An 18,892-nucleotide genomic window follows, 5' to 3' on the forward strand; every position below is an offset into this window, starting at 1 on the left:
AGGAAGTCGTACACGAGCTCGGCGGGTCCGTTGACGCGTACGGAGTCCTCGAAGGACAGCACCAGATCATCCAGCCGCCCCCACCGCTCCGCCAGGCCCTTGAGACGGCCGAGCTCCGCCCGGCTGTTGGTGTCCGTGGCCCGGTTGACCCACTCGACGTCCTCGGGACGGTCGTCCGCCACCGTGAAGTCGTGCAGCAGGGTCAGCCGCGAGGAGCCCTCCCCCAGCTCCTCGACGATCCAGGTGCCGCCCATCCCCGTGAGCGGGGCGGCCGGGATCTCCTGGCGGAACTCGATGCGCCGCGCGGCGGGATCCAGCGTGCGGCGTGACGTCCAGGACTTGACCGCGCCGTTGGCGGTCGCCCACATCCGCAGCCGCTCGCTGGTCCCGTCGAACTCCAGCCGCTCCACGTGCACGTTCGGCGGGAAGAACAGCGGCCACCGCTCCGTGTCCGCGATGAACCCGTAGACGACCGCCGCCGGTGCGGCGATCTCCACGTCGTGCGATGTGCGGTGAACCCGTTCAGCCGACACCTTCACTACCCTTCTCTCTTGGTCGAAGCCCGAAGCCCGAAGCCCGAAGCCCGAAGCCCGAAGCCCTGGGCGCGAGGCTCAGAAATTGCCGAGGCCGCCGCAGACGTTGAGGGCCTGCGCGGTGATCGAGGCGGCCGTCTCGGTGGCCAGGTAGCCGACCAGCCCGGCGACCTCCTCCGGGGTCGAGTAGCGGCCGAGCGGGATCTTCGCCTCGAACTGTTCCTGTACGTACTCCTGCGTCGTGTCCCACGCGGCGGCGTAGCCCTGGCGCACGCGCTCGGCCATGGGCGTCTCGACGTAGCCGGGGCAGACGGCGTTGACCGTGATGCCGGAAGGGGCCAGTTCCTTGCCGAGCGCCTTGGTGAAGCCGACGACGCCGTGCTTGGAGGCGCTGTAGGGGGCGCCCAGCAGGACGCCCTGCTTGCCGGCGGTCGAGGCGATGTTGATGATCCGGCCGTAGGGCGCGTCGCTCATGCCGCCCTTCTTCAGCACCTCGCGGGTGAGCCGGAACACGCTGTTGAGGTTGGTGTCGATGACGTCGTACCAGAGCTCGTCGGAGATGTCGGCCGTAGGACCGCCACCGCTGCGCCCGGCGTTGTTCACCAGGATGCCGATCGGGCCGTACGCCTCGACGGCGGCGGCGACGAGCTTCGTCACCGACTCGGGGGACCGGACGTCGGCCGCGATGCCGTCGGCGTCGATGCCCTCCTCGCGGAGGTCCTCCACGGTCTGCTTGACCTGCTGCTCGGTCCTCGCGCACAGGAAGACCTGGTGGCCTCGGCGGCCCAGTTCGCGGGCCACGGCCAGGCCGATACCACTCGTTCCGCCGGTGATCAGCGCGACGGGCTTCGTCGTTGTCGTCATCGGTTTCCTTCCAGGAGCGCCTTGGTGACTCCGACCGTGTCCCGTGGCGCTTGAGGTCCGGCGGAAGGGCGCTCAACCCCGCCGGGAGGCCCGGGGTTATCACGCCGTGATAACCCGGAGGGCCGTACCGGGGCGCCGGGACGGGGGCTTGAGGGATCTTCCAACCGCGTGCGACCGGCCCCGCCCAGGCTGGCGGGTGGCCGAATCGACCCAAGGAGACCCCCATGACGCTCGCGCCCGAGTTCGCCCAGAGCCCTGCCCCCGCCGCCTGGTCCGCTTCCCTGCACGCGGAGGTCCAGCAGTTCTACGCGCACCAGATGCAGTTGCTCGACCTCGGCGAGGCCGAGCAGTGGGCGCGGACCTTCACCGAGGACGCGACGTTCGCCGTGCCGACCCTGCCCGAGCCGGTGCGCGGCCACGCCGGGCTGATCGCGGCGACGAGCCGGGCCGCGGCCGAGCTCGCGGCGGCGGGCCAGCGACACCGCCACTTCATCGGCATGTTCGACGTCCGCCCCCGGCCCGACGGCGCGGTGGACGTCCGCTCCTACGCGATCGTGTACGCCTCGCAGATCGGCGGCGAGTCCCGGGTGCACCGCGTGTGCGTCTGCGAGGACGTCCTGGTGCGCGACGGCGGCGAGCTGCGGGTCTCCGCCCGCACGGTCACCCGCGACGACCTCGCCTGAGCGCGACCACCCGCCTGAGCGGCGCTCCACCGGCGCCCGGCCGCCTCTCCACTCCGGCCGGTCAGCCTCTGCCAGAGAAACGACTGCCACACCGACTGCCACCCGATGGGGGTTTCCCGACATGACGCAGACGACGATCGCCCGGCCGGAGGTCTCGGCCCTTCAGCAGGCCGTCCAGGGCGCCGCTGACCGGCTCGTCGAAGCCGGAGCCGCAGGCGTGCAGTTCCGGGTCGCCCGGGGGGACGAATCCTTCGTGGTGACGTCCGGCATCGCGGAGCTGGGCACCGATCGTCCCGTTCCCGCCGACGGCCGCTTCCGCATCTCCTGCATCACCAAGCCATTCGTGGCCGTCGTGGTGCTCCAGCTCGTCGCCGAGGGCAAGATCGACCTCGACCGCAGCGTCGAGAGCTACCTGCCGGGTCTGCTGCCGTACGGCGAGAAGATCACCATCCGCAACCTGATGCAGCACACCAGCGGCCTGTACAACTACATGGACTCGTTCCAGAAGCCCGGCGACCGCTTCCTGCGCGACCGCTACAAGCACTACGAGCCCGAGGACCTGATCGCCATCGCGGCCGCCAAGCCGCTGGAGTTCGAGCCGGGCACCAAGTTCGCGTACTGCAACACCAACTACTTCATCGTCGGCCTGCTCATCAAGAAGGTGACCGGCCGCTCGTACCGCGACGAGATCCGCGAGCGGGTCCTGGAGCCGCTCGGGCTGAACGAGACCGTGCTGCCCGGCGACGACCCGAACATCCCCGAGCCGCACGCGCGCGGCTACATGCAGATCGGCGGCGAGCCGGTGGACGTCACGCTGATGAACCCCTCCGAGGCCGGCTGCGCGGGCGAGATCATCTCCACCACCGCGGACCTCGACCGCTTCTTCTCCGCGCTGTTCAGCGGCAAGCTCCTGAACGAGCCGGAGTTCACCGAGATGACCACCCCGCTGCCGCCCGAGATGATCGAGAACCTGCCCATGGGCATCGGCTACGGCCTGGGCATCATGAAGCTCGAGAACGACAACGACCTCGACCTGTGGGGCCACGGCGCCGGCATCCCCGGCTACGCCACCTTCGCGGCCACCACCCGCGACCTGAGCGCCCGCGTGCAGCTCTCGTTCACCATCGGCGACAAGGACTTCGGGCCGGACGCCGAGCAGGCCGTCATCCGCGGCGTCAACATCGCCCTGTGCTCGTGAGGTCACGGTGACGAATCCTGAGGAAAAGGCCGTGAAGGAGGCCGTGGAAAAGGCCGTCATCGTCACCGGTGGCGGTACGGGAATCGGAGCGGCGACGGCCCGCGCATTCGCCGAGAGCGGCGCCCATGTGCTCATCGTCGGCCGCAGTGAATCGACGCTCAAGGAAACCGCGGACGGTCATGACCGTATTCGCGTTCTGGCGGCGGACATTCACGACCACGACGCGCCGGAACTGATCATCGGAACCGCGCTGCGCGAATTCGGGCGGCTCGACGTCCTGGTCAACAATGCGGCCGTCACCGGATTCGCCTCCCTCGACGGCCTGGACCGTGACTCCGTGCGCGCCCAGCTCGGCACCAATCTGATCGCCCCGGTGTTCCTGACCCAGCGGGCGCTGGACGCCCTGGAGGCGACCGGCGGAGTGGTCGTCAACGTCAGTTCCGCGGGCTCGCTCGGCCGCCGGGCGTGGCCGGAGAACTCCGTCTACGGCATGGCCAAGGTCGCCCTCGACTTCCTCACCCGTACCTGGGCGGTGGAGCTAGCCCCGCGCGGCATCCGCTCGGTCGGCATCGCGCCGGGCGTCGTCGACACCGGCGTCGGCGTGCGGGCCGGGATGCCCCCGGAGGCGTACGAGGCGTTCCTCGGCGAGATGTCGAAGAGGGTCCCCTCGGGCAGGGTCGGCCGACCCGAGGACATCGCCTGGTGGATCGTCCAGCTCACGCGGCCGGAGGCCGCCTACGCCAACGGCACGGTCCTGGCGGTGGACGGCGCGCTGTCCGTGACGTGACCTGGTGTCAGATCGTGCGGAAGGCCCCCGGGGATTCCGGGGGCCTTCCGGCATGGACGTACGTACGTCAGCGGGCGACCGTGGCCGTGACGTAGCGGACCGGGACGTCGATGTGGACCAGGCCGTCCTCGCCGCGCAGGGCGTCGAGCGCCGTGATGAGCCGGGCGCGCAGGGAGGCCGCCTCGCCGGCCGGCAGGTGCTGCCACAGCAGGCGCATGCCCTGGGTGTGCGACCAGTCGACCCACGCCTCACCGGAGCGGGCCGTCATGTCCACCGACTCGTCGACGATACGGACGTCGCCGAAGCCCGCCCTGTCCAGCGCGGCCGTCAGGTCCGCCGGGTCCTCCAGCCAGGAGTGGAGCTGCCGCTGGAGCTGCTCGGGGTGCCAGGCGGCCGGCAGGTGGCGCAGCAGGGACATCGGGATCAGGTCGGTGAACAGCGGCGGCAGGAACGGGAAGGTGTCCCGGGTGAACACCGGGCTGGTGAAGGCGATCCGGCCGCCGTCGCGCAGCAGTCCGGCGTAGCGGGCGAGCGCGGCCCGGGCGTCCGGCAGGAAGATGACGCTGTAGCTGCCGAGCACCAGGTCGAAGGAGCGGGCGGGCAGGTCGGGGTGCTCGCCGTCCATCACCCGCAGTTCGACGTTTCCGATGCCCTGCCGCGCCGCCTCGCGGCCGGCCTCCTCGATCATGGCCTCGGCGATGTCGATGCCGAGCGCGCTGCCCGCGGGGCCCACCAGCCGCGCCGCCGGCAGCAGGGTGGCGCCCAGGCCGCAGCCGACGTCCAGGAGCCGCTGGCCGGGGCGCGGGCCGGCGAATTCCACCAGCCGCTCGCCCATCGGCGTGAAGAATTCCACCCCGAGCCGGTCATAGGTCGCCGCGGCCCCGTTGAAGGCGGCGGTGACTTTCGTCTTGTAGGTCGCTGTGTCCGTGTCCATGTGCCACATGCTGGGGCCCCCGCCACGCGCGGAGCTGGAGGATTCATCGAGGATCGGTGGACGGCGGCCGCACAAATGCCTGGAGAACAAAAGGAGTCGGGAATTCTTCCCTTGCCCGGCCCCGGCGTCCGCACACAGAATACGGCCAGTAGCCGCCGCCCTTGGAGGCCGCCGTGGAGGGAATTCGATGAGTAGCCAAATAGCTGCTGTACGCCGCATGATCGAGGCGTACAACACCGGTAAAACCGAGGACGTCGCGGAATACATCCACCCGGAATACCTCAACCCGGCGACGATGGAGCACATGGACCTGCGCGGTCCCGACTCCTTCGCGATGGCCGTCAAGTGGCTGCGCATGACGTTCTCCGAGGAGGCGCACCTGGAGGAGGTGCTGCTGGAGGAGCGCGGCGACTGGGTCCGCGCGAACCTCGTCCTGTACGGCCGGCACATCGGGGACCTGGTCGGCATGGCGCCGACCGGCCGCCGCTTCTCCGGTGAGCAGATCCACCTCATCCGGTTCGTCGACGGCAAGATCCGCGACCACCGCGACTGGCCCGACTACCAGGGCACGTACCGTCAGCTCGGCTCGCCGTGGCCGGAGCCGCAGGGCTGGAGGGCCTGACCATGATTCTCGTCACCGGAGCCACGGGCAAGGTCGGCCGCGAGGCCGTCGAGCAGCTCACCGCCCAGGGCCGGCAGGTCAGAGCGCTCAGCAGGAAGCCCGATGAGGCGAACCTGCCCGAGGGCGTCGAGGTCGTGGCCGGCAGCCCGGCCGACCCCGCGTCGCTGGCCGCCGCGTTCGCCGGCGTCACCTCGGCGCTGGTCGTGCTCTCCGGCGATGTGGCCGGGGAGGCCCGCAACATCGCCAAGGCCGCCGCGGCCGCGAGCGTCGAGCACATCGTGTTCCTGTCCTCGGCGAGCGTGCTGCACCCGCTGCCGCACGGCATCGCCGACGAGCACCGGGCCGCCGAGGAGGCGATCACCGAGTCCGGCGTCGCCACCACGTTCCTGCGCCCCGGCCCGTTCCACGCCAACACCTCGTGGTGGATCAAGACCGTCCGCGAGAGCGACTCGGTGCGCTGCTGGATCGGCAACAACCCCGGCGCGCCGATCGACGAGTACGACATCGCCTCCGCCGCCGTCGCCGCGCTCACCCAGGACGGCCACCGCGGCAAGGCGTACGTCCTGACCGGCGGCGAGGTCCTCACCTCCGAGGAGCAGGCCCGCATCCTGAGCGACGTCCTGGGCCGCTGCTTGAACTTCTCCGTGGCGCCGCAGGAGGAGGTCGTCGAGGTCTTCGCCGGCATCACCGGCGACCGCCCGGCGGCCGTGACCAACGTGGCCGCGCTGCACAGCCCCCAGGTGCCGTGGGCCACGCCCACGACGGCCGTGAAGGACCTGACCGGCCGCGACCCCCGTCCGTACCGTGCCTGGGCGGCCGCCAACGCCGCGCTGTTCGGCTGAGGAAAGGCACAGAGCAGACATGGCGAACGACATGACGACGACCGGGGCGAACGGCCCCGTCCTGGTGATCGGTGCCACCGGCCTCCAGGGCGGCGCCACCGCACGGGAACTGGTGCGGCGCGGCCGGGACACGGCGGCGCTGGTGCGCGACCCGGAGTCGGACGCGGCCCGCGCGCTCGCTGCCACCGGCGTACGGCTGGTCACCGGCGACCTGGACGACGAGGCGTCGCTGCGCGCGGCCATGGAGGGCGTGCACGGGGTCTTCTCCGTGCAGAACTTCATGACCCCCAAGGGCCTGGGCGGCGAGGTCCGCCAGGGCCGCGCGGTGGCCCGGGCGGCGAAGGCCACCGGGGTCGCGCACGTGGTGTACAGCTCGGTGGGCGGCGCCGAACGCCACAGCGGCGTGCCGCACTTCGACTCCAAGCGGCACATCGAGCGGTACCTGGAGGAGCTGGGCGTGCCGACGACGGTGCTGCGCCCGACGTTCTTCATGGACAACTTCGCCGCGCACGGCCCGCAGAACGTCGACGGCACGCTGGTCGTGCAGTTGGCGCTGAAGCCGGACACCCGGGTGCAGTTCATCGCCGTGGACGACATCGGCTTCTTCGCCGCCGAGGCCTTCGACCGGCCGCAGGAATACCTGGGCCGGGCCGTGGAGCTGGCGGGCGACGAGCTGACGGCCACCGGGATCGCCGAGGCGTTCGCCGCCCGCAGCGGCCTGCCGGCCCGCTTCGAGGAGCTGCCGCTCGACGCGGTGGCGGCCAACCCGTACATCCCGAACGCCCCGGAGATCGCCCTGATGTTCGAGTGGTTCCAGGAGCACGGCTACCGCGCGGACATCCCCGCGCTGCGCGCCGCGCACCCGGGGCTCCAGACGTTCGCGACGTACCTGAAGGGCATCGACGTCTGACGCGTACGCACTCCTCCACCAGGCCGGCGGCTCTCCCCTGCGGGGGAAGGGCCGCCGACGCCTGCCGCCACGGTGTCACTCCCCGCCGGCCGTTTCGCCGGACGTCCCGCGCAGCCCATGCCGGTCCGCCCAGGAGGAGACCGCCGCGGCGATCTCGGCAGGGCGGTCCTCCGGGGTGTGGTGCCCGGCCGGGACGTCATGGCGCGCGACCTCCAGCGCGGCCATGTGCTCCGCGCACCAGGCGACGAGGCCCGGGCCCATCATGGCCCCCGGGCCGGGTGCGAAGTCGATCAGCAGCTTCGGCACGTCGCCACTTCCGGCGAGCCACGCGCCGTACGCCTCGACGCGGGCCACGACATCGGCCGGCTCGCCTCCCAGGGGCATCGCGCGCGGCCACTGGAGCAGCGGCCGGCGGCTCTCCCGCGTCGGGTAGGGCCGGAGGTACGCCTCCAGGTCGGCGGGGTCGAGCGGGGTGGCGACCGTGCCGGGCAGGCCCTTCTCGACCATGAGGTTGTCGTCGAGGATCATGGCCTCCCCCACCCCTTCCGTCTTGATGGCCCGGAACAGTTCGCGGCCGCCCTCGGGGAACTCCTCCCAGGCCATCGGCTTGACGATGGTCTCGGTGAAGGCGATGCCCCGGACGCGGCCGGGGTGGCGGGCGGCGAAGTCGAAGGCGAGCGCGCCACCCCAGTCGTGGCCGACCAGGACGACGCCGTCGAGGCGGAGCGCGTCGAACCAGGCGTCGAGGTAGCGGGCGTGGTCGTCGAAGGTGTAGGCGATGTCGGGTTTTCCGGAGCCGCCCATGCCGATGAGATCGGGGGCGAGCAGGCGTCCCGGGCCGACGGCCGGCAGGACGTTGCGCCACAGGTGCGAGGAGGTGGGGTTGCCGTGCAGGAAGACGATCGGCGTGCCTGACCCGCGCTCGCGGTGGGCGATCGTCGAATCGAGGACGGGCGTGGTCGGCATGGTTTCTCTCCCGGGAGTGCGTCGAGGGGGCGTGCGGCCAGGTCCCATCAGCGGAAGGCGGCGGTGCTGCGGGCGGCCCAGTCCGTGAACGGCCGGGGCGCGCGGCCCAGGACCCGCTCGACGTCGGGGCTCACCCGGCGCTCGGCCGGCAGCGGGTCCCCGAGGATGGCGAGGGTGCCCTCCACCACCGGCTCGGGCATGAACGCGAGCATCTGCTCCCGCGCCTCCTGGCGGGTCTGCTCGACGAAGCGGACCGGCTCGCCGAGTGCGGCGCCGATGGCCGCGGCCCGCTCGCGCGGGGTGACCGGGGCAGGGCCGGTGAGCTCGTACACGGCACCGGCGTGGCCGGGCCCGAGCAGCGCGGCGGCGGCCACCTCGGCGACGTCCGCCGGGTCGACCACCGGCAGGCCCACGTCGCCGAACGGGGCGGCGGCCAGCCGCTTGGCGCGGATCGACCCGGCCCAGGCCAGGGCGTTGGAGCCCAGGCCGCCGCAGCGCAGCACGGTCCCGTCGAGGCCGGAGCCGCGCAGCGCGGCCTCGAAGGCGGCGGGGTGGCGGTAGGCGTCCGGGCGGGTGGCGACGCCGAGGGAGGAGACCAGGACGACGCGGCGGACCCCGCCGGCCTTCGCGGCGTCGAGGATGCCCTGCGGGTCGTCGCCCGCGACCAGCAGGAACAGCGCGTCGGCACCGTCGAGCGCGGGGCGCAGTCCGTCGGGGTCGGCGAGGTCGGCCCGCACATGGCGTACGCCCGCGGGCAGTTCGCGTGCCTCGCCGCGCGAGACCGTGGTCACCGCCTCGCCCGCCCGGGCGAGGATGCGGACCAGCTCACGGCCGACGTTCCCGGTGGCTCCCGTCACTGCGATCATGGAGCGGCTCCTTGTTAGTTAGTTGACTAACTCACTTGAGGCATGACCGTAGCACGGGATCAGGGCGAGATCTACAGTTGGTCAGGTGACTGACTCACCGAAGCCCAGGGCGCGGGCGGCCGACAAGCGCCGCCGCCTCACCACCGCGGCAGCACAGGTCCTGCACGAACAGGGCGTCGAACGCACCACCCTCGCCGACATCGCACGCGCGGCCGGCGTCCCCGTCGGGAACGTCTACTACTACTTCAAGACCAAGGACGACCTGGTCCGGGCCGCGTTGGCCGAGCACAGCGCGCACCTGGACGAACTCACCGGTGCGCTGGACCGGTTGCCCGACCCGCGCGAGCGTCTCAAGGGCCTGATCGAAGCCTGGGTCAGCAGGCGCGACACCGCCGCCCGCTACGGGTGCCCCACCGGCACCCTCGCCGTCGAGCTCGACAAGCGCGCCGACGGCCTCCTCGACGCGGAGGCCGGCGTCGTGATCCGCCGGCTGCTGGACTGGGCCGGCCACCAGTTCCGCGCCCTGGGTCTGCCCGACCCCGACGACCTCGCCGTCACCCTCGTCTCCGCCTACCAGGGCATGTCGCTGCTGGCCAACGCCCTGCGCGACCCGGACATCATGACCCGCGAAGGCGCCCGCCTCCTCCGCTGGCTCGACTCCCTGGAGGCTCCGGACCGGAGCGCCCGACCCGGGCGATGATCCTGCTCGGGCGGCGCGGCGACGAACCGCGTGGGCGCCCGGCCCCGGTGAGGCCGGGCGCCCCGCGTGACGTCAGGCGCGGCAGGTGGGCAGCCCGCCGTGGTACTCCGTCATCTCCCGGAACAGGGCCGGGACGTCCAGCGCCTCCCCCGGCGCCGCGCCGCGCTCCTCCGCGTAGGCCCGGTGCAGGTTCGGCACCAGCCGTTCGGCGTCCAGCAGCCCCTCGAAGGGGCCGGGGCCGGTGGCGCGGGCCAGCTCCAGCGGACTCGCCCCGTCGGCGACGCCCTGCCGGGCGAGGCCAAGCAGCCAGCGGAAGTACGCCTCGTTGGCGTCGAGCACCTCGGGGCCGCCGACCGGCCCGTGGCCGGGCACGACCACCAGCGGGTCCAGCCCGCGCATCCGCTCCAGGGCGTCCAGGGAGCCGCTGACGGACCCCATCACGCAGAACGGCGTCACGCCCGACATCACCAGGTCACCGGTGAACAGCACCCGCTGCTCGGGCAGCCACACCACGGTGTCGTTGGTGGTGTGCGCGGCCGGGCCGAGGTGCAGCAGTTCCACCCGCACCCCGCCGGCGTGCAGGGTGAGCGCGTCGCGGAAGGTGACCTCGGGCAGGGCGAGTTCGATGTCGCCCCAGCACACGTCCGGCCACAGGGAGGTCAGGTGCAGCCCGGCGGCCGCCATGTCGGAGCGCGTCCGCTCGTGCGCGACGACCAGGGCCTCCGGGAAGAGGTGGTTGCCGAACGTGTGGTCGCCGTGGAAGTGCGTGTTGACCAGCGTGCGCGGCGGCGTGCCCGCGACGCGCAGCACCTCCTCGCGAAGCCGCCGCGCGCGGGCCTCGGTCGCCGCCGTGTCGACGAGCACGGCACGGCCGTCGTCACCGGCGACCAGGCCCGCGTTGTTCAGGCACCAGCCGCCGTCGGGCTGCACGAAGGCGTACACCCCGTCGGCGACCTCGGTCAGCTCCCCCGCGAGGGCGACGGCGGTGCTCACAGCACGTCCGAGGGGACGAAGCCCAGCTCCTTGAGCATCGGCAGGTAGTTGAACACGTCGTAGTGCTCGATGATCTGGCCGGCGTCGTTGAAGCGCAGCTCCTCGAGCATGAACCAGGTGACCTTCTTGCCGGTCGGGGCCTTGCCCATGAACTCGCCCAGGTGGGTCGCCGTCACGGTGATCCGCAGGATCACCCGGTCGCCCTCCGAGACGGCGCTCTTGACGTCCAGGTGCAGGTCGGGGAAGGCGGCGAGGCCGCCCTGCATCGCGCCGATCATCTGCTGGGTGTCGACGGGACGGTCCTCGGAGAAGTGCCGGATGTCCGGCGCCCAGTGCTTGAGGATGCCGTCCAGCTCCCAGCGGTTCCAGGCGGCGGCGCAGTCGAGCGCGATCCGCTTGTTGCGCTCCTGGACGGACTGGACGGACGGCTCGGTCAGCGTCGTGGACATGGTGGGGTTCCTTTGCGGTGGTGAGAGGTCAGGGAAGGAGTACGTGCCTGCCGGCGGAGCGCCCGTCCAGCAGCTCCCGCGGCACGGCGCCGGCGGTCATGCGGCCAGCTCCTCGGAGACGGGGGCGAAGTCGGCGGCGTGGTCGGCCGCCCACTGGGCGAACGTCCGGGCGGGCACGCCGGTGACGCGCTCGACGGTGTCGGCGACCGAGGGCGGGTTGACCACCGCGTCGGCCAGGTAGCCCAGCACCATCTCCACGACCGGCGCGGGCATGGCGTGGCCCATCAGTTCACGGGCCTCGTCGGGGGTGATCTCCTCGAAGCGGATCTCCCGCCCCAGCGCACCGGAGATGGCCCGCACCTGGTCGGCCTGGGTGATCGCCTCCGGCCCGGTCAGCACGTACGCCTTGCCCGCGTGCCCGTCCTCCAGCAGCGCGGTCACCGCCACGGCGGCGACGTCCGCCTCGTGGATGAGGACGCGCGGGGCGTTGCCGTACGGGGCGCGCACCACACCCTCGGCGCGGATCGAGTGGCCCCACTTCCACAGGACGTTGGTGGCGAACTCGTCGGGACGCACGAACGTCCAGTCGATGCCGGACTCCTCCACGGCCCGCTCCACGGCCCGGTGGTACTCACCGCTGTGGTTGTCGCCCGACTCGTCCAGGACGGAGGACGAGGACAGCACGACGATACGGCTCACCCCGGCCTCCTTGGCGGCCGCGACGACCTCGCGGGCCGTCTCCGGGACCGGGAAGAGGTAGAGGCGCTCCACCCCGCGCAGCGCCGCGCGCAGCGTGTCGGGACGGGTGAGGTCACCCTCGTGGACGTCCACGCCCTCCGGCAGCCCGGCGGTGGCCGGATTCCTGGTCAGCGCCCGCACCGTGGCGCCCGCGGCCACGAGCCGCTCGACCACATGACGGCCGACCGATCCTGTTGCACCTGTCACCAGAACTGTCACGCCTGCTCCACGAGTTCGTTGGCCAGTAAGTGCTGCCCAGCGTCGGGAACCCCGCTGGAGAATGCCCGGAGAGGCGGTCGACCGCCTCGACCCCGCCTCAAGCGGAAGGGGGAACCATCAGATCGGTTACCACTCCCCATAGGACACGAAGGCGAGGCAGCGTTTTGTCCGCTCCCACCACCGCGCCCGGAAAACCCACGTCCAAGGACGACCGCAAGAAGAGCAAGAAGAAGAGATTCGAACTGAGCCGCCGGGGCCGCAAGCTGACCCTGGCCATCCACGTCGTCACGTCCGTCGGCTGGGTCGGCCTGTCACTGTCCATGGCCGTCCTGGCCTTCATGGGGTACACCACCGACGACGCGGCGGTCGCCAAGGGCGTGTACTACGCCATGTACGTGTTCGACGACACCAGCGTCACGGTGTTCAGCGTCGCCGCGTCGATCTCCGGCATCGTGCTGTCCTGCGGTACGGCCTGGGGTCTGCTGCTGCACTGGTGGATCGTCGCCAAGTGGGTCATCACCCTGTTCATGACGATCTTCGCGTGGTTCGTCATCCACCCGATCGTCATGAAGGCCACCGAGAACACGGCGGAGGCCGGCGGCGCTCCCCCGCGCCCGGGCTGGCCCGCCGACTTCCTGGTGTGGAGCGTGCCCGCGCTGTTCGTGCTGCTGACGGCCGCCGCGGTCATCTCGGTCTACAAGCCCTGGGGCCGCACCGCCCGGGGCCGCCGCGCCACCGTCCGCCCGCGCCGCGCCTGATCCTGCGCCCGGTCAGCCCCTTGGAACCTCCGGCCCGCCCGTCAAGGCGGGCCGGACGGCGTTCACAGGGGCGTTCAGGGGCGCGTTCAGAGGGCGTTCAGGGCGCCTGCCGGGGCGCGACGGGCGGCGTCCAGGGCGGCGCACCAGTGCCCCGGGTGCGGGGCGCGCAGCAGGCCCGTACCGATGAGCAGGCCCTGGAAGCCCGCCTCCAGGAGCCGGGCCGCGTCGGCGGGATCGGCGATGCCGCTGGCGCTGACCGCGCAGCGGGTGCCCGTGGCCCGCACGGCCGGCAGCAGCGCGGCGCTGCGGTCGAGGTCACCGGGCAGCCGTTCACGGGTGGCGATGTCCTTGTTGTTGACGGCGACCACGCACTGCGCCGCCCTCGGCACCGCCGCCGCCTCGGCCGCGTCGGCGACCTCCACGAACGGGGTCAGCCCGAGGTCCAGGGCGTGGTCCACCAGCCGCGCCAGCACGCCGGCGGGCAGGAGCTTCACGGTCAGCAGCACGGCGGAGGCGCCCAGTTCACGAGTGCGTTCGAGCTGGCGCCGGCTGGTGACGAAGTCCTTGCGCAGCAGCGGCAGGCGGGTGAGCGCGGCGACCTCGCGCAGCAGCTCCTCGCTGCCACCGAACCACCGGCCGGTGACCACCGAGACGCACGGCGCCCCGGCCTCCTCGTACGCGGCGACGACCTCGGGCACCGTACGCGGCCACATGAGGTCGGTGCCGTCCGCGTCCCGCCGCTTGACCTCCATGATCACGGGACGTGGAGCGGACAGCAGCGCGTCCGTGAACGTCATGACGCCTCCCTCCAGGCACGGGTGACCGCCGCCGCGTTCGCCCGGGCGAGCAGCCCGTCCTCGCCACGGGCGGCGGAGTCCACGTCGATGCCGAGGAACCGGGGGTGGGCGACGGCCCCGCCGAACCGGTCCCGGTTGCGCGCGCCCAGCCCGCCCGCGAGCAGGAACGGCCGCTCCATGCGGTCGGCCAGCCCCGTCACCGTGGCGTCGTCCAGGCTCACCGCCGTACTGCCCACCCGCCCGCCGGCGCCGACCGCGTCGAGCAGGAAGCAGTCCGTGCCGGCCCGCTCGTACGCGCCGATCAGCCGTGCCTCCACGCACGAGGTGCCCTCGACGTGCAGCACCTTGACGATGCGTACGCCATCGGGGACCAGCGCCCGCAGGGCGCGGACCATGCCGGGCGGCTGGTAACCGTGGAGCTGTATCCAGGACGGGCCCTGGCCGCCCGTGAGGCGGGCCAGCGCCTCGGCGTCGGCGGAGAAGGTGACCAGCACCGCCTCCAGGCGCCCGGTGGCCCGCGCCTCGGCGGCGAGCCCGGCCAACTGCCCGGCGGACAGGTCCGCCCGGCCCCCGGCCACCCCGTGCCACAGCCCGACCAGGTCCGCCCCGGCGTCGGCGACGCCCCGCACCTCGGCGGTGGTCGTCGCACCGCAGATCTTGACCAGCACTACGCCGCCTCACCGACGAGGGAACCCTCCGCGAATCGGTCCCCCTCGCCCTCGAACAGCCTCGGGTGCGCGGCGCGCAGGTCGCCGATCACCCACTCGTAGGGCAGGTCGTCGAACTCGCCGTGCGTCCGCAGGAACTCCATCTGCCGCCGCCCCTTCAGATCGAAGGGGTGGTGCAGGCTGTCGGCGGTGCCGTCGAAGTCCAGCGGCGCCATCCGGTACAGCTTGCACAGCGTCTTGTTGAAGACCGGCGTCGCCTTCACCCACCGGCCCTCCAGCCACACCGAGGTCAGCCCGTGCTGGTGGAACACATCCCCGCCGAGCAGCTCCTTCAGCCGCTCGGAGGCGAGGTGGTTGCGTACGTCGGTCAGGACCAGGCGCGCCGGTATGCCGAGCGAGCGCAGCCCGGCCGCGTACAGCACCGACTTGTGCAGGCACATGCCGGAGCCGGTGCGCACCACCTGGCCGGCGCGCAGCCCCTCGCGGGACAGGTCCGCGCCGTACACCTCGTAGCGGATGCCGTCGCGCACCGCGTAGTACAGGGCCACGGCCCGCTCGGTGGGGGTGGTGGCGCTCGCCGGCAGCGCGCGGCGGACGAAGTCGCGCACCTCGGGGCTGTCGTGGTCGATGAACTCGGTCGCTGCCAGCGCGGGCTGGAGGGTCATGGTGGCGTGTTCCGCTTCCGTCGTAGGGTGATCACAGGCCGAGCATCGAGGCGATGCGGTTGCGCTGGATCTCGGACGTGCCGGAGTAGATGGTCCCGGCGACCGAGTTGCGCAGCTCCTTCTCGATGCCGTACTCGGCCATGTAGCCGTTGCCTCCGAAGATCTGGACGGCGGCGAGCGCGGAGGCGACGTTGGCCTCGCTGGTGACGAGCTTGGCGATGGCGATGTCCCGGGTGACGTTCTCCCCCGCCGCCATCTTGCGGGCGGCGGAGTACAGCCAGTGCCGGGCCGTCTCCACCCCGATCTCCATGTCCACGATTCTGTGGGAGACGGCCTGGTACGAGCCGATCGGCTGCCCGAACTGGGTGCGGGTGCGCGCGTACTCGGCGCAGCGCTCCACCCGGTCGCGCATCTCCCCCGCGTTGATGACGAAGGAGCACAGGATCTCCCAGCGCATCACGTGGTCCAGGACGAGGAAGCCGCCGCCGGGCCGGCCCACGACCCGCGAGGCGGGCACGCGGCAGTCGTCGAAGAACAGCTCGCACAGCGGCGAGGTGCGCAACCCCATCTTGGCGACCGGCCGCCCGACGCTCAGGCCGGGCGTGTCGCGGTCGACGAGGAACGCGGTGATGCTCAGCGGGCCGGGACGGTCGCTGGTACGGGCGTAGACGGTGACCACGTCGGCGACCGGCCCGTTGCTGACGAAGGCCTTGCTGCCGTTGAGCACGTACGCGTCGCCGTCGCGCACGGCGCGGGTACGCATCGCCAGCGCGTCCGAGCCGCTGTCGGGCTCGCTGATGGCGTGGGCGCCGATCAGGTCGCCCGAGCACAGCCCCGGCAGGTAGCGCTCCTTCAGCTCCGGCGAGCCGAACCGGTGCAGGGGGACGCCGGTGCTGACCAGGTGGCTGCACACGGAGAAGTTCAGCCCCGCGTCGCGGCAGCCCTGGCCCAGCCCCTCCAGGACGTACATCGTGGTCAGCAGGTCCTGTCCGAGCCCGCCCCACCGCTCCTCGAAGGGCAGGCCCAGGATGCCCGAGGCGCGCAGCAGGTCCCACTGCTCGCGGGGGAAGGCGGCCTCGGCGTCACGCTCGACGTGTCCGGCGCTGAGCTTGTCCAGCAGCGGCGCCAGACCGTCGCGCAGCCGCTGCTGGTCGTCGGTCCACGTGATCATCAGTACTGGGAGAACTCGGCCGAGTCGAGGTTGTGGACCTCGTCGCCGCGCAGCGCCGGGGTGAACATGCACACCAGGCGCAGGTCCTCGTCCGGGCCGGCGATCAGCCAGTGCGCGTCGTGCTTGTCGAGGGCGTAGAGGGTGCCGGGGGTGATGGGGTGGGAGGTGCCGGCCATGTCGACGATCTCGCCGCTGCCCTCGATGCAGTAGCAGGCCTCCAGGTGGCGGCGGTACTCCAGCCGCGACTTGGTACCGGCCCGCACGATCGTGTCGGTGACGGTGTAACCGAGGCCGTCGGATTCGGTGAGGAACCGGCGGCTGAGGCCGTTGCCCCAGTCGACGCAGCGGACGCTGTCGAGCTTGCGGACGATCATGGGTGGGTCCCTTCGTTCGTACGGTGGGGGGCGGTGGGGCGGCGCAGCTCCGCGACGAAGGAGGCGAACTCCTCCACCGGGTCGCGCCGCCGGTCCAGGGCCTGTTCGATGCGCGCCACGCCCGCGCTGCCGACGACCGCCGCGTCCGCGCCGAGCGCCTCCAGGGCGGCGATGTCGGCCCGCGTACGGACGCCGAAGCCGACCGCGACCGGGGCGCGGGTGGCGGCGCGCAGTCCGCCGAGGGCCGCGGCGAGCCGCTCGCGGTCGGGTGCGGCGGTGGTGCCGCTGCGCCCGTAGTGGGCGACCAGGTAGAGGTACGCGGAGGCGTGCCGGGCCGCCTCCGCCGCGGTCGCGGCGTCCGAGACGGCGTAGCAGGTGGTGACCAGGGGCAGCCCGGCCCGGTGGGCGGCCTCGTAGTGGGCGGTACGCAGCCGGGGCGGCAGCCCGTGCAGCAGCAGCCCGTCGCAGCCGGCGTCGGCGACGGAGCGGGCGAAGTCGCCCAGGTCCGTGCCCTTGACGGTGTGGCTCCAGTCGGCGAGCAGCGCGATCCGCAGCCGCCGCAAGCTGGGGCGCACGGCGGCCACCGCGTCCAGGACGGCGGCCAGGGTGACCCCGCCGGCCAGCGCCCGGTCGGCGGACCGGCGGATCACGGGGCCGTCGGTGACGGAGTCGGGGAACGGAACGGCCAGTTCGAGGCAGTCGACGTCGCTGTCGTCCAGCATCGCGGCCAGCTCCGGCAGCGCGCCGAGCGGCGGATCGCCCGCGTTCACGAACACGGCGAGCCCGGGCCTGCCGGGCCGCCGCCGCGCGAAGAACCCGCGCCCGGCGCCGCCGTCCGGACCGCCGCCGTCCGGACCGCCGCCGTGCGCACCGGTACCGCCCGCCCCGGAGGCCGCCCGCACAGCGGCCCCCGAGGCGGCACGGGCGGCACCCGTGCCGGAGGCACCGGACGATCCGCCAGTACCACCCGTCCCGCCCGCCCCCGAGGCCCCGTTCCGGCAGGACGCCAGGGACAGGGCGGCCACGCCCGGGACGGCGGCCGGGGCGAGGCCCGACAGAGGTGGTGGGCCGGGCACGCAGCCCGACACCGGGGCGACGGTGAGGAGACGTTCAGGCATGGGCCGCCTCCAGCGTCCGCAGCCGGTCGACCAGTCCCAGCGCCGAGCCGTCGTGCAGCGTGGCGTGCGCGGCGCGCAGCGCCTGGTGCCAGTCACCGGTCAGCCGGCCGGCGACCGCCAGGGCCGCGGCGTTGAGGCAGACGGTCTGCGTCGCCGCCGGGCCGCCGCGCCCGGCCAGCACGTCCCGGAACAGCTCGGCGGCGCCCCCCGCCCCGCCCTCGGCCTGCGCCAGGTCCGCCAGGCGCCCGGCGCCCAGGCCCAGCGCGGCGGGCGTGAGCGTGAACTCGTCCTCGCCGCCGTCCTCGTAGGCCCGCACCCGGTTGGCGGTGAAGGCGAGGAGCTCGTCGGCGCCGGCGTCGTTGCCGGCCAGCCACACCGTACGGCCGGTGGCGCGGGAGGTGTGCCCGGCGGCGTACCGCAGGGCCTCCAGCGCCTCGGGGCGGGACACCCCGGTCACCTGGGCGCGCACCGGCATGTCGGCCAGGAAGGGGCCGAGGGCGTTGACGAACGCCCCCAGCAGGCGCATGTCCAGCGGGGCGACGGCCCGCGCGAGCAGCGCGATCTCCGCCGGGTACACGAAGTACCCGGCGAAGGCGATGCCGCACCGCTCCAGGACCTCCTGGGTCTGCTCGTACGACGTCGTCGGCGCGATCCCCAACCGCTCCAGCAGGTCCAGGGAGCCGCAGGTGCTGGTGTAGGCCCGCGAACCGGTCTTGACGACCCGCACGCCCATGGCCGCGGCCACGAACGCGGCGGCCGTGGAGATGTTGAAGGTGCGCGGCCCGCCCCCGGTGCCGACGATGTTGACGGCCGCCCCGAACGCGTCCGCCGGGCGGGCGGGACGGCGCTCGGCCAGCGAGTCCAGGAACGCGCACAGGGTGACCCGGTCGGGCATCCGGGTGGACAGGGAGGCCAGCAGAGCCGTGGCTTCGCCCCTGCGCAAGTCCCCCGCGTGGAGCCGGTCCCAGAACGACCGCCACACCGGCAGCTCCACCGGACGGTCCCGGCCGATGAGCGAGACGACGGCTTCGTGCATG

At 72.7% G+C, this 18,892-nt stretch carries 23 protein-coding genes; 8 read left to right on the forward strand and 15 right to left on the reverse strand.

Annotated elements, in window-relative coordinates:
* A partial coding sequence (locus AB0J57_RS33920; RefSeq protein WP_366132254.1) for an aromatase/cyclase occupies positions 1-533 on the reverse strand: 533 nt, incomplete at its 3' end.
* A gap of 78 nt (positions 534-611) precedes the next feature.
* Positions 612-1,397 carry a 3-oxoacyl-ACP reductase FabG gene (gene fabG / locus AB0J57_RS33925; RefSeq protein WP_366132255.1) on the reverse strand — a complete coding sequence of 262 codons (786 nt, stop codon included), beginning with the start codon at positions 1,395-1,397 and terminating at the stop codon, positions 612-614.
* A gap of 224 nt (positions 1,398-1,621) precedes the next feature.
* On the opposite strand from fabG, the gene AB0J57_RS33930 reads away from it, so the two are divergent.
* The 3 genes from AB0J57_RS33930 (at position 1,622) to AB0J57_RS33940 (ending at position 4,065) form a co-directional block, all read left to right on the forward strand.
* Complete coding sequence (locus AB0J57_RS33930; protein WP_366132256.1) at positions 1,622-2,080, forward strand: nuclear transport factor 2 family protein; 459 nt, start codon at positions 1,622-1,624, stop codon at positions 2,078-2,080.
* A gap of 121 nt (positions 2,081-2,201) precedes the next feature.
* Positions 2,202-3,278, forward strand: coding sequence for a serine hydrolase domain-containing protein (locus tag AB0J57_RS33935; RefSeq protein ID WP_366132257.1), 1,077 nt, complete (start codon positions 2,202-2,204; stop codon positions 3,276-3,278).
* Between the two features lie 31 nt (positions 3,279-3,309).
* Entirely contained in the window at positions 3,310-4,065 is a 756-nt protein-coding gene (locus AB0J57_RS33940; protein WP_366132258.1) for an SDR family oxidoreductase, read from the forward strand.
* 67 nt (positions 4,066-4,132) lie between these two features.
* Here the strand turns inward: AB0J57_RS33940 and AB0J57_RS33945 are convergent, their stop codons facing one another.
* On the reverse strand, positions 4,133-4,999 hold the full coding sequence (locus AB0J57_RS33945) for a class I SAM-dependent methyltransferase (RefSeq protein ID WP_366132259.1): 867 nt from the start codon (positions 4,997-4,999) through the stop codon (positions 4,133-4,135).
* A gap of 187 nt (positions 5,000-5,186) precedes the next feature.
* On the opposite strand from AB0J57_RS33945, the gene AB0J57_RS33950 reads away from it, so the two are divergent.
* From AB0J57_RS33950 to AB0J57_RS33960, 3 genes are read left to right on the forward strand one after another with little or no spacing between them, the layout of a single operon-like run.
* Positions 5,187-5,621 (forward strand): ester cyclase, encoded by a 435-nt coding sequence (locus AB0J57_RS33950; RefSeq protein WP_366132260.1) that lies wholly within the window; start codon positions 5,187-5,189, stop codon positions 5,619-5,621.
* Positions 5,591-6,463 carry an NAD(P)H-binding protein gene (locus AB0J57_RS33955; RefSeq protein ID WP_366132261.1) on the forward strand — a complete coding sequence of 291 codons (873 nt, stop codon included), beginning with the start codon at positions 5,591-5,593 and terminating at the stop codon, positions 6,461-6,463. Before AB0J57_RS33950 ends, AB0J57_RS33955 begins: the two co-directional genes overlap by 31 nt.
* A gap of 19 nt (positions 6,464-6,482) precedes the next feature.
* On the forward strand, positions 6,483-7,373 hold the full coding sequence (locus tag AB0J57_RS33960; protein WP_366132262.1) for an NmrA/HSCARG family protein: 891 nt from the start codon (positions 6,483-6,485) through the stop codon (positions 7,371-7,373).
* A 75-nt stretch (positions 7,374-7,448) separates the two neighbouring features.
* Here the strand turns inward: AB0J57_RS33960 and AB0J57_RS33965 are convergent, their stop codons facing one another.
* Together AB0J57_RS33965 and AB0J57_RS33970 are read right to left on the reverse strand one after the other, a co-directional pair.
* Complete coding sequence (locus AB0J57_RS33965) at positions 7,449-8,339, reverse strand: haloalkane dehalogenase (RefSeq protein WP_366132263.1); 891 nt, start codon at positions 8,337-8,339, stop codon at positions 7,449-7,451.
* A 47-nt stretch (positions 8,340-8,386) separates the two neighbouring features.
* Positions 8,387-9,205, reverse strand: a complete 819-nt coding sequence (locus AB0J57_RS33970; protein ID WP_366132264.1) for an NAD(P)H-binding protein — start codon at positions 9,203-9,205, stop codon at positions 8,387-8,389.
* A gap of 85 nt (positions 9,206-9,290) precedes the next feature.
* On the opposite strand from AB0J57_RS33970, the gene AB0J57_RS33975 reads away from it, so the two are divergent.
* Positions 9,291-9,905, forward strand: coding sequence for a helix-turn-helix domain-containing protein (locus AB0J57_RS33975; protein ID WP_366132265.1), 615 nt, complete (start codon positions 9,291-9,293; stop codon positions 9,903-9,905).
* A gap of 72 nt (positions 9,906-9,977) precedes the next feature.
* Here AB0J57_RS33975 and AB0J57_RS33980 read toward each other — a convergent pair whose 3' ends face one another.
* From AB0J57_RS33980 to AB0J57_RS33990, 3 genes are all read right to left on the reverse strand, one after another.
* Positions 9,978-10,898 carry an MBL fold metallo-hydrolase gene (locus AB0J57_RS33980; protein WP_366132266.1) on the reverse strand — a complete coding sequence of 307 codons (921 nt, stop codon included), beginning with the start codon at positions 10,896-10,898 and terminating at the stop codon, positions 9,978-9,980.
* Positions 10,895-11,347: an ester cyclase gene (locus AB0J57_RS33985; RefSeq protein ID WP_366132268.1), complete on the reverse strand. Its 453-nt coding sequence runs from the start codon at positions 11,345-11,347 to the stop codon at positions 10,895-10,897. Before AB0J57_RS33985 ends, AB0J57_RS33980 begins: the two co-directional genes overlap by 4 nt.
* Positions 11,348-11,443: 96 nt before the next feature.
* Positions 11,444-12,304 (reverse strand): NAD(P)H-binding protein, encoded by an 861-nt coding sequence (locus AB0J57_RS33990; RefSeq protein WP_366132269.1) that lies wholly within the window; start codon positions 12,302-12,304, stop codon positions 11,444-11,446.
* Positions 12,305-12,468: 164 nt separating this feature from the next.
* Between AB0J57_RS33990 and AB0J57_RS33995 the strand changes: the two genes are divergently transcribed.
* A complete protein-coding gene (locus AB0J57_RS33995; RefSeq protein ID WP_366132270.1) occupies positions 12,469-13,062 on the forward strand; it encodes a DUF2269 domain-containing protein in 594 nt (197 codons plus the stop codon).
* An 86-nt stretch (positions 13,063-13,148) separates the two neighbouring features.
* Here the strand turns inward: AB0J57_RS33995 and AB0J57_RS34000 are convergent, their stop codons facing one another.
* Genes AB0J57_RS34000 through AB0J57_RS34030 form a run of 7 tightly spaced genes read right to left on the reverse strand, consistent with a single transcriptional unit; the run spans position 13,149 to position 18,891 of the window.
* On the reverse strand, positions 13,149-13,859 hold the full coding sequence (locus AB0J57_RS34000; RefSeq protein ID WP_366132272.1) for an indole-3-glycerol-phosphate synthase: 711 nt from the start codon (positions 13,857-13,859) through the stop codon (positions 13,149-13,151).
* Positions 13,856-14,527 (reverse strand): N-(5'-phosphoribosyl)anthranilate isomerase, encoded by a 672-nt coding sequence (locus AB0J57_RS34005; protein ID WP_366132274.1) that lies wholly within the window; start codon positions 14,525-14,527, stop codon positions 13,856-13,858. The genes AB0J57_RS34000 and AB0J57_RS34005 overlap by 4 nt, the downstream gene beginning before the upstream one ends.
* On the reverse strand, positions 14,527-15,192 hold the full coding sequence (locus AB0J57_RS34010; RefSeq protein WP_366132275.1) for a transglutaminase-like domain-containing protein: 666 nt from the start codon (positions 15,190-15,192) through the stop codon (positions 14,527-14,529). The genes AB0J57_RS34005 and AB0J57_RS34010 overlap by 1 nt, the downstream gene beginning before the upstream one ends.
* A 31-nt stretch (positions 15,193-15,223) precedes the next feature.
* Complete coding sequence (locus AB0J57_RS34015; RefSeq protein WP_366132276.1) at positions 15,224-16,363, reverse strand: acyl-CoA dehydrogenase family protein; 1,140 nt, start codon at positions 16,361-16,363, stop codon at positions 15,224-15,226.
* Positions 16,363-16,737, reverse strand: coding sequence for an ectoine synthase (locus AB0J57_RS34020; protein ID WP_366132277.1), 375 nt, complete (start codon positions 16,735-16,737; stop codon positions 16,363-16,365). The genes AB0J57_RS34015 and AB0J57_RS34020 overlap by 1 nt, the downstream gene beginning before the upstream one ends.
* Positions 16,734-17,855, reverse strand: a complete 1,122-nt coding sequence (gene trpA / locus AB0J57_RS34025; RefSeq protein WP_366132278.1) for a tryptophan synthase subunit alpha — start codon at positions 17,853-17,855, stop codon at positions 16,734-16,736. Before trpA ends, AB0J57_RS34020 begins: the two co-directional genes overlap by 4 nt.
* Positions 17,848-18,891, reverse strand: coding sequence for a hypothetical protein (locus AB0J57_RS34030; protein ID WP_366132279.1), 1,044 nt, complete (start codon positions 18,889-18,891; stop codon positions 17,848-17,850). Before AB0J57_RS34030 ends, trpA begins: the two co-directional genes overlap by 8 nt.
* Between the last annotated feature and the right edge of the window lies 1 nt (position 18,892).

Source organism: Streptomyces sp. NPDC049837 (genome assembly GCF_040674455.1).
Classification (GTDB): domain Bacteria; phylum Actinomycetota; class Actinomycetes; order Streptomycetales; family Streptomycetaceae; genus Streptomyces.

Bases quoted from the DNA above. Each gene is read 5' to 3' on its own strand.
- fabG (WP_366132255.1), bottom strand. From the start codon at position 1,397: ATGACGACAACGACGAAGCCCGTCGCGCTGATCACCGGCGGAACGAGT.
- AB0J57_RS33930 (WP_366132256.1), top strand. From the start codon at position 1,622: ATGACGCTCGCGCCCGAGTTCGCCCAGAGCCCTGCCCCCGCCGCCTGG.
- AB0J57_RS33935 (WP_366132257.1), top strand. From the start codon at position 2,202: ATGACGCAGACGACGATCGCCCGGCCGGAGGTCTCGGCCCTTCAGCAG.
- AB0J57_RS33945 (WP_366132259.1), bottom strand. From the start codon at position 4,999: ATGGACACGGACACAGCGACCTACAAGACGAAAGTCACCGCCGCCTTC.
- AB0J57_RS33950 (WP_366132260.1), top strand. From the start codon at position 5,187: ATGAGTAGCCAAATAGCTGCTGTACGCCGCATGATCGAGGCGTACAAC.
- AB0J57_RS33960 (WP_366132262.1), top strand. From the start codon at position 6,483: ATGGCGAACGACATGACGACGACCGGGGCGAACGGCCCCGTCCTGGTG.
- AB0J57_RS33965 (WP_366132263.1), bottom strand. From the start codon at position 8,339: ATGCCGACCACGCCCGTCCTCGATTCGACGATCGCCCACCGCGAGCGC.
- AB0J57_RS33970 (WP_366132264.1), bottom strand. From the start codon at position 9,205: ATGATCGCAGTGACGGGAGCCACCGGGAACGTCGGCCGTGAGCTGGTC.
- AB0J57_RS33985 (WP_366132268.1), bottom strand. From the start codon at position 11,347: ATGTCCACGACGCTGACCGAGCCGTCCGTCCAGTCCGTCCAGGAGCGC.
- AB0J57_RS34000 (WP_366132272.1), bottom strand. From the start codon at position 13,859: ATGACGTTCACGGACGCGCTGCTGTCCGCTCCACGTCCCGTGATCATG.
- AB0J57_RS34010 (WP_366132275.1), bottom strand. From the start codon at position 15,192: ATGACCCTCCAGCCCGCGCTGGCAGCGACCGAGTTCATCGACCACGAC.
- AB0J57_RS34015 (WP_366132276.1), bottom strand. From the start codon at position 16,363: ATGATCACGTGGACCGACGACCAGCAGCGGCTGCGCGACGGTCTGGCG.
- AB0J57_RS34020 (WP_366132277.1), bottom strand. From the start codon at position 16,737: ATGATCGTCCGCAAGCTCGACAGCGTCCGCTGCGTCGACTGGGGCAAC.
- trpA (WP_366132278.1), bottom strand. From the start codon at position 17,855: ATGCCTGAACGTCTCCTCACCGTCGCCCCGGTGTCGGGCTGCGTGCCC.
- AB0J57_RS34030 (WP_366132279.1), bottom strand. From the start codon at position 18,891: ATGCACGAAGCCGTCGTCTCGCTCATCGGCCGGGACCGTCCGGTGGAG.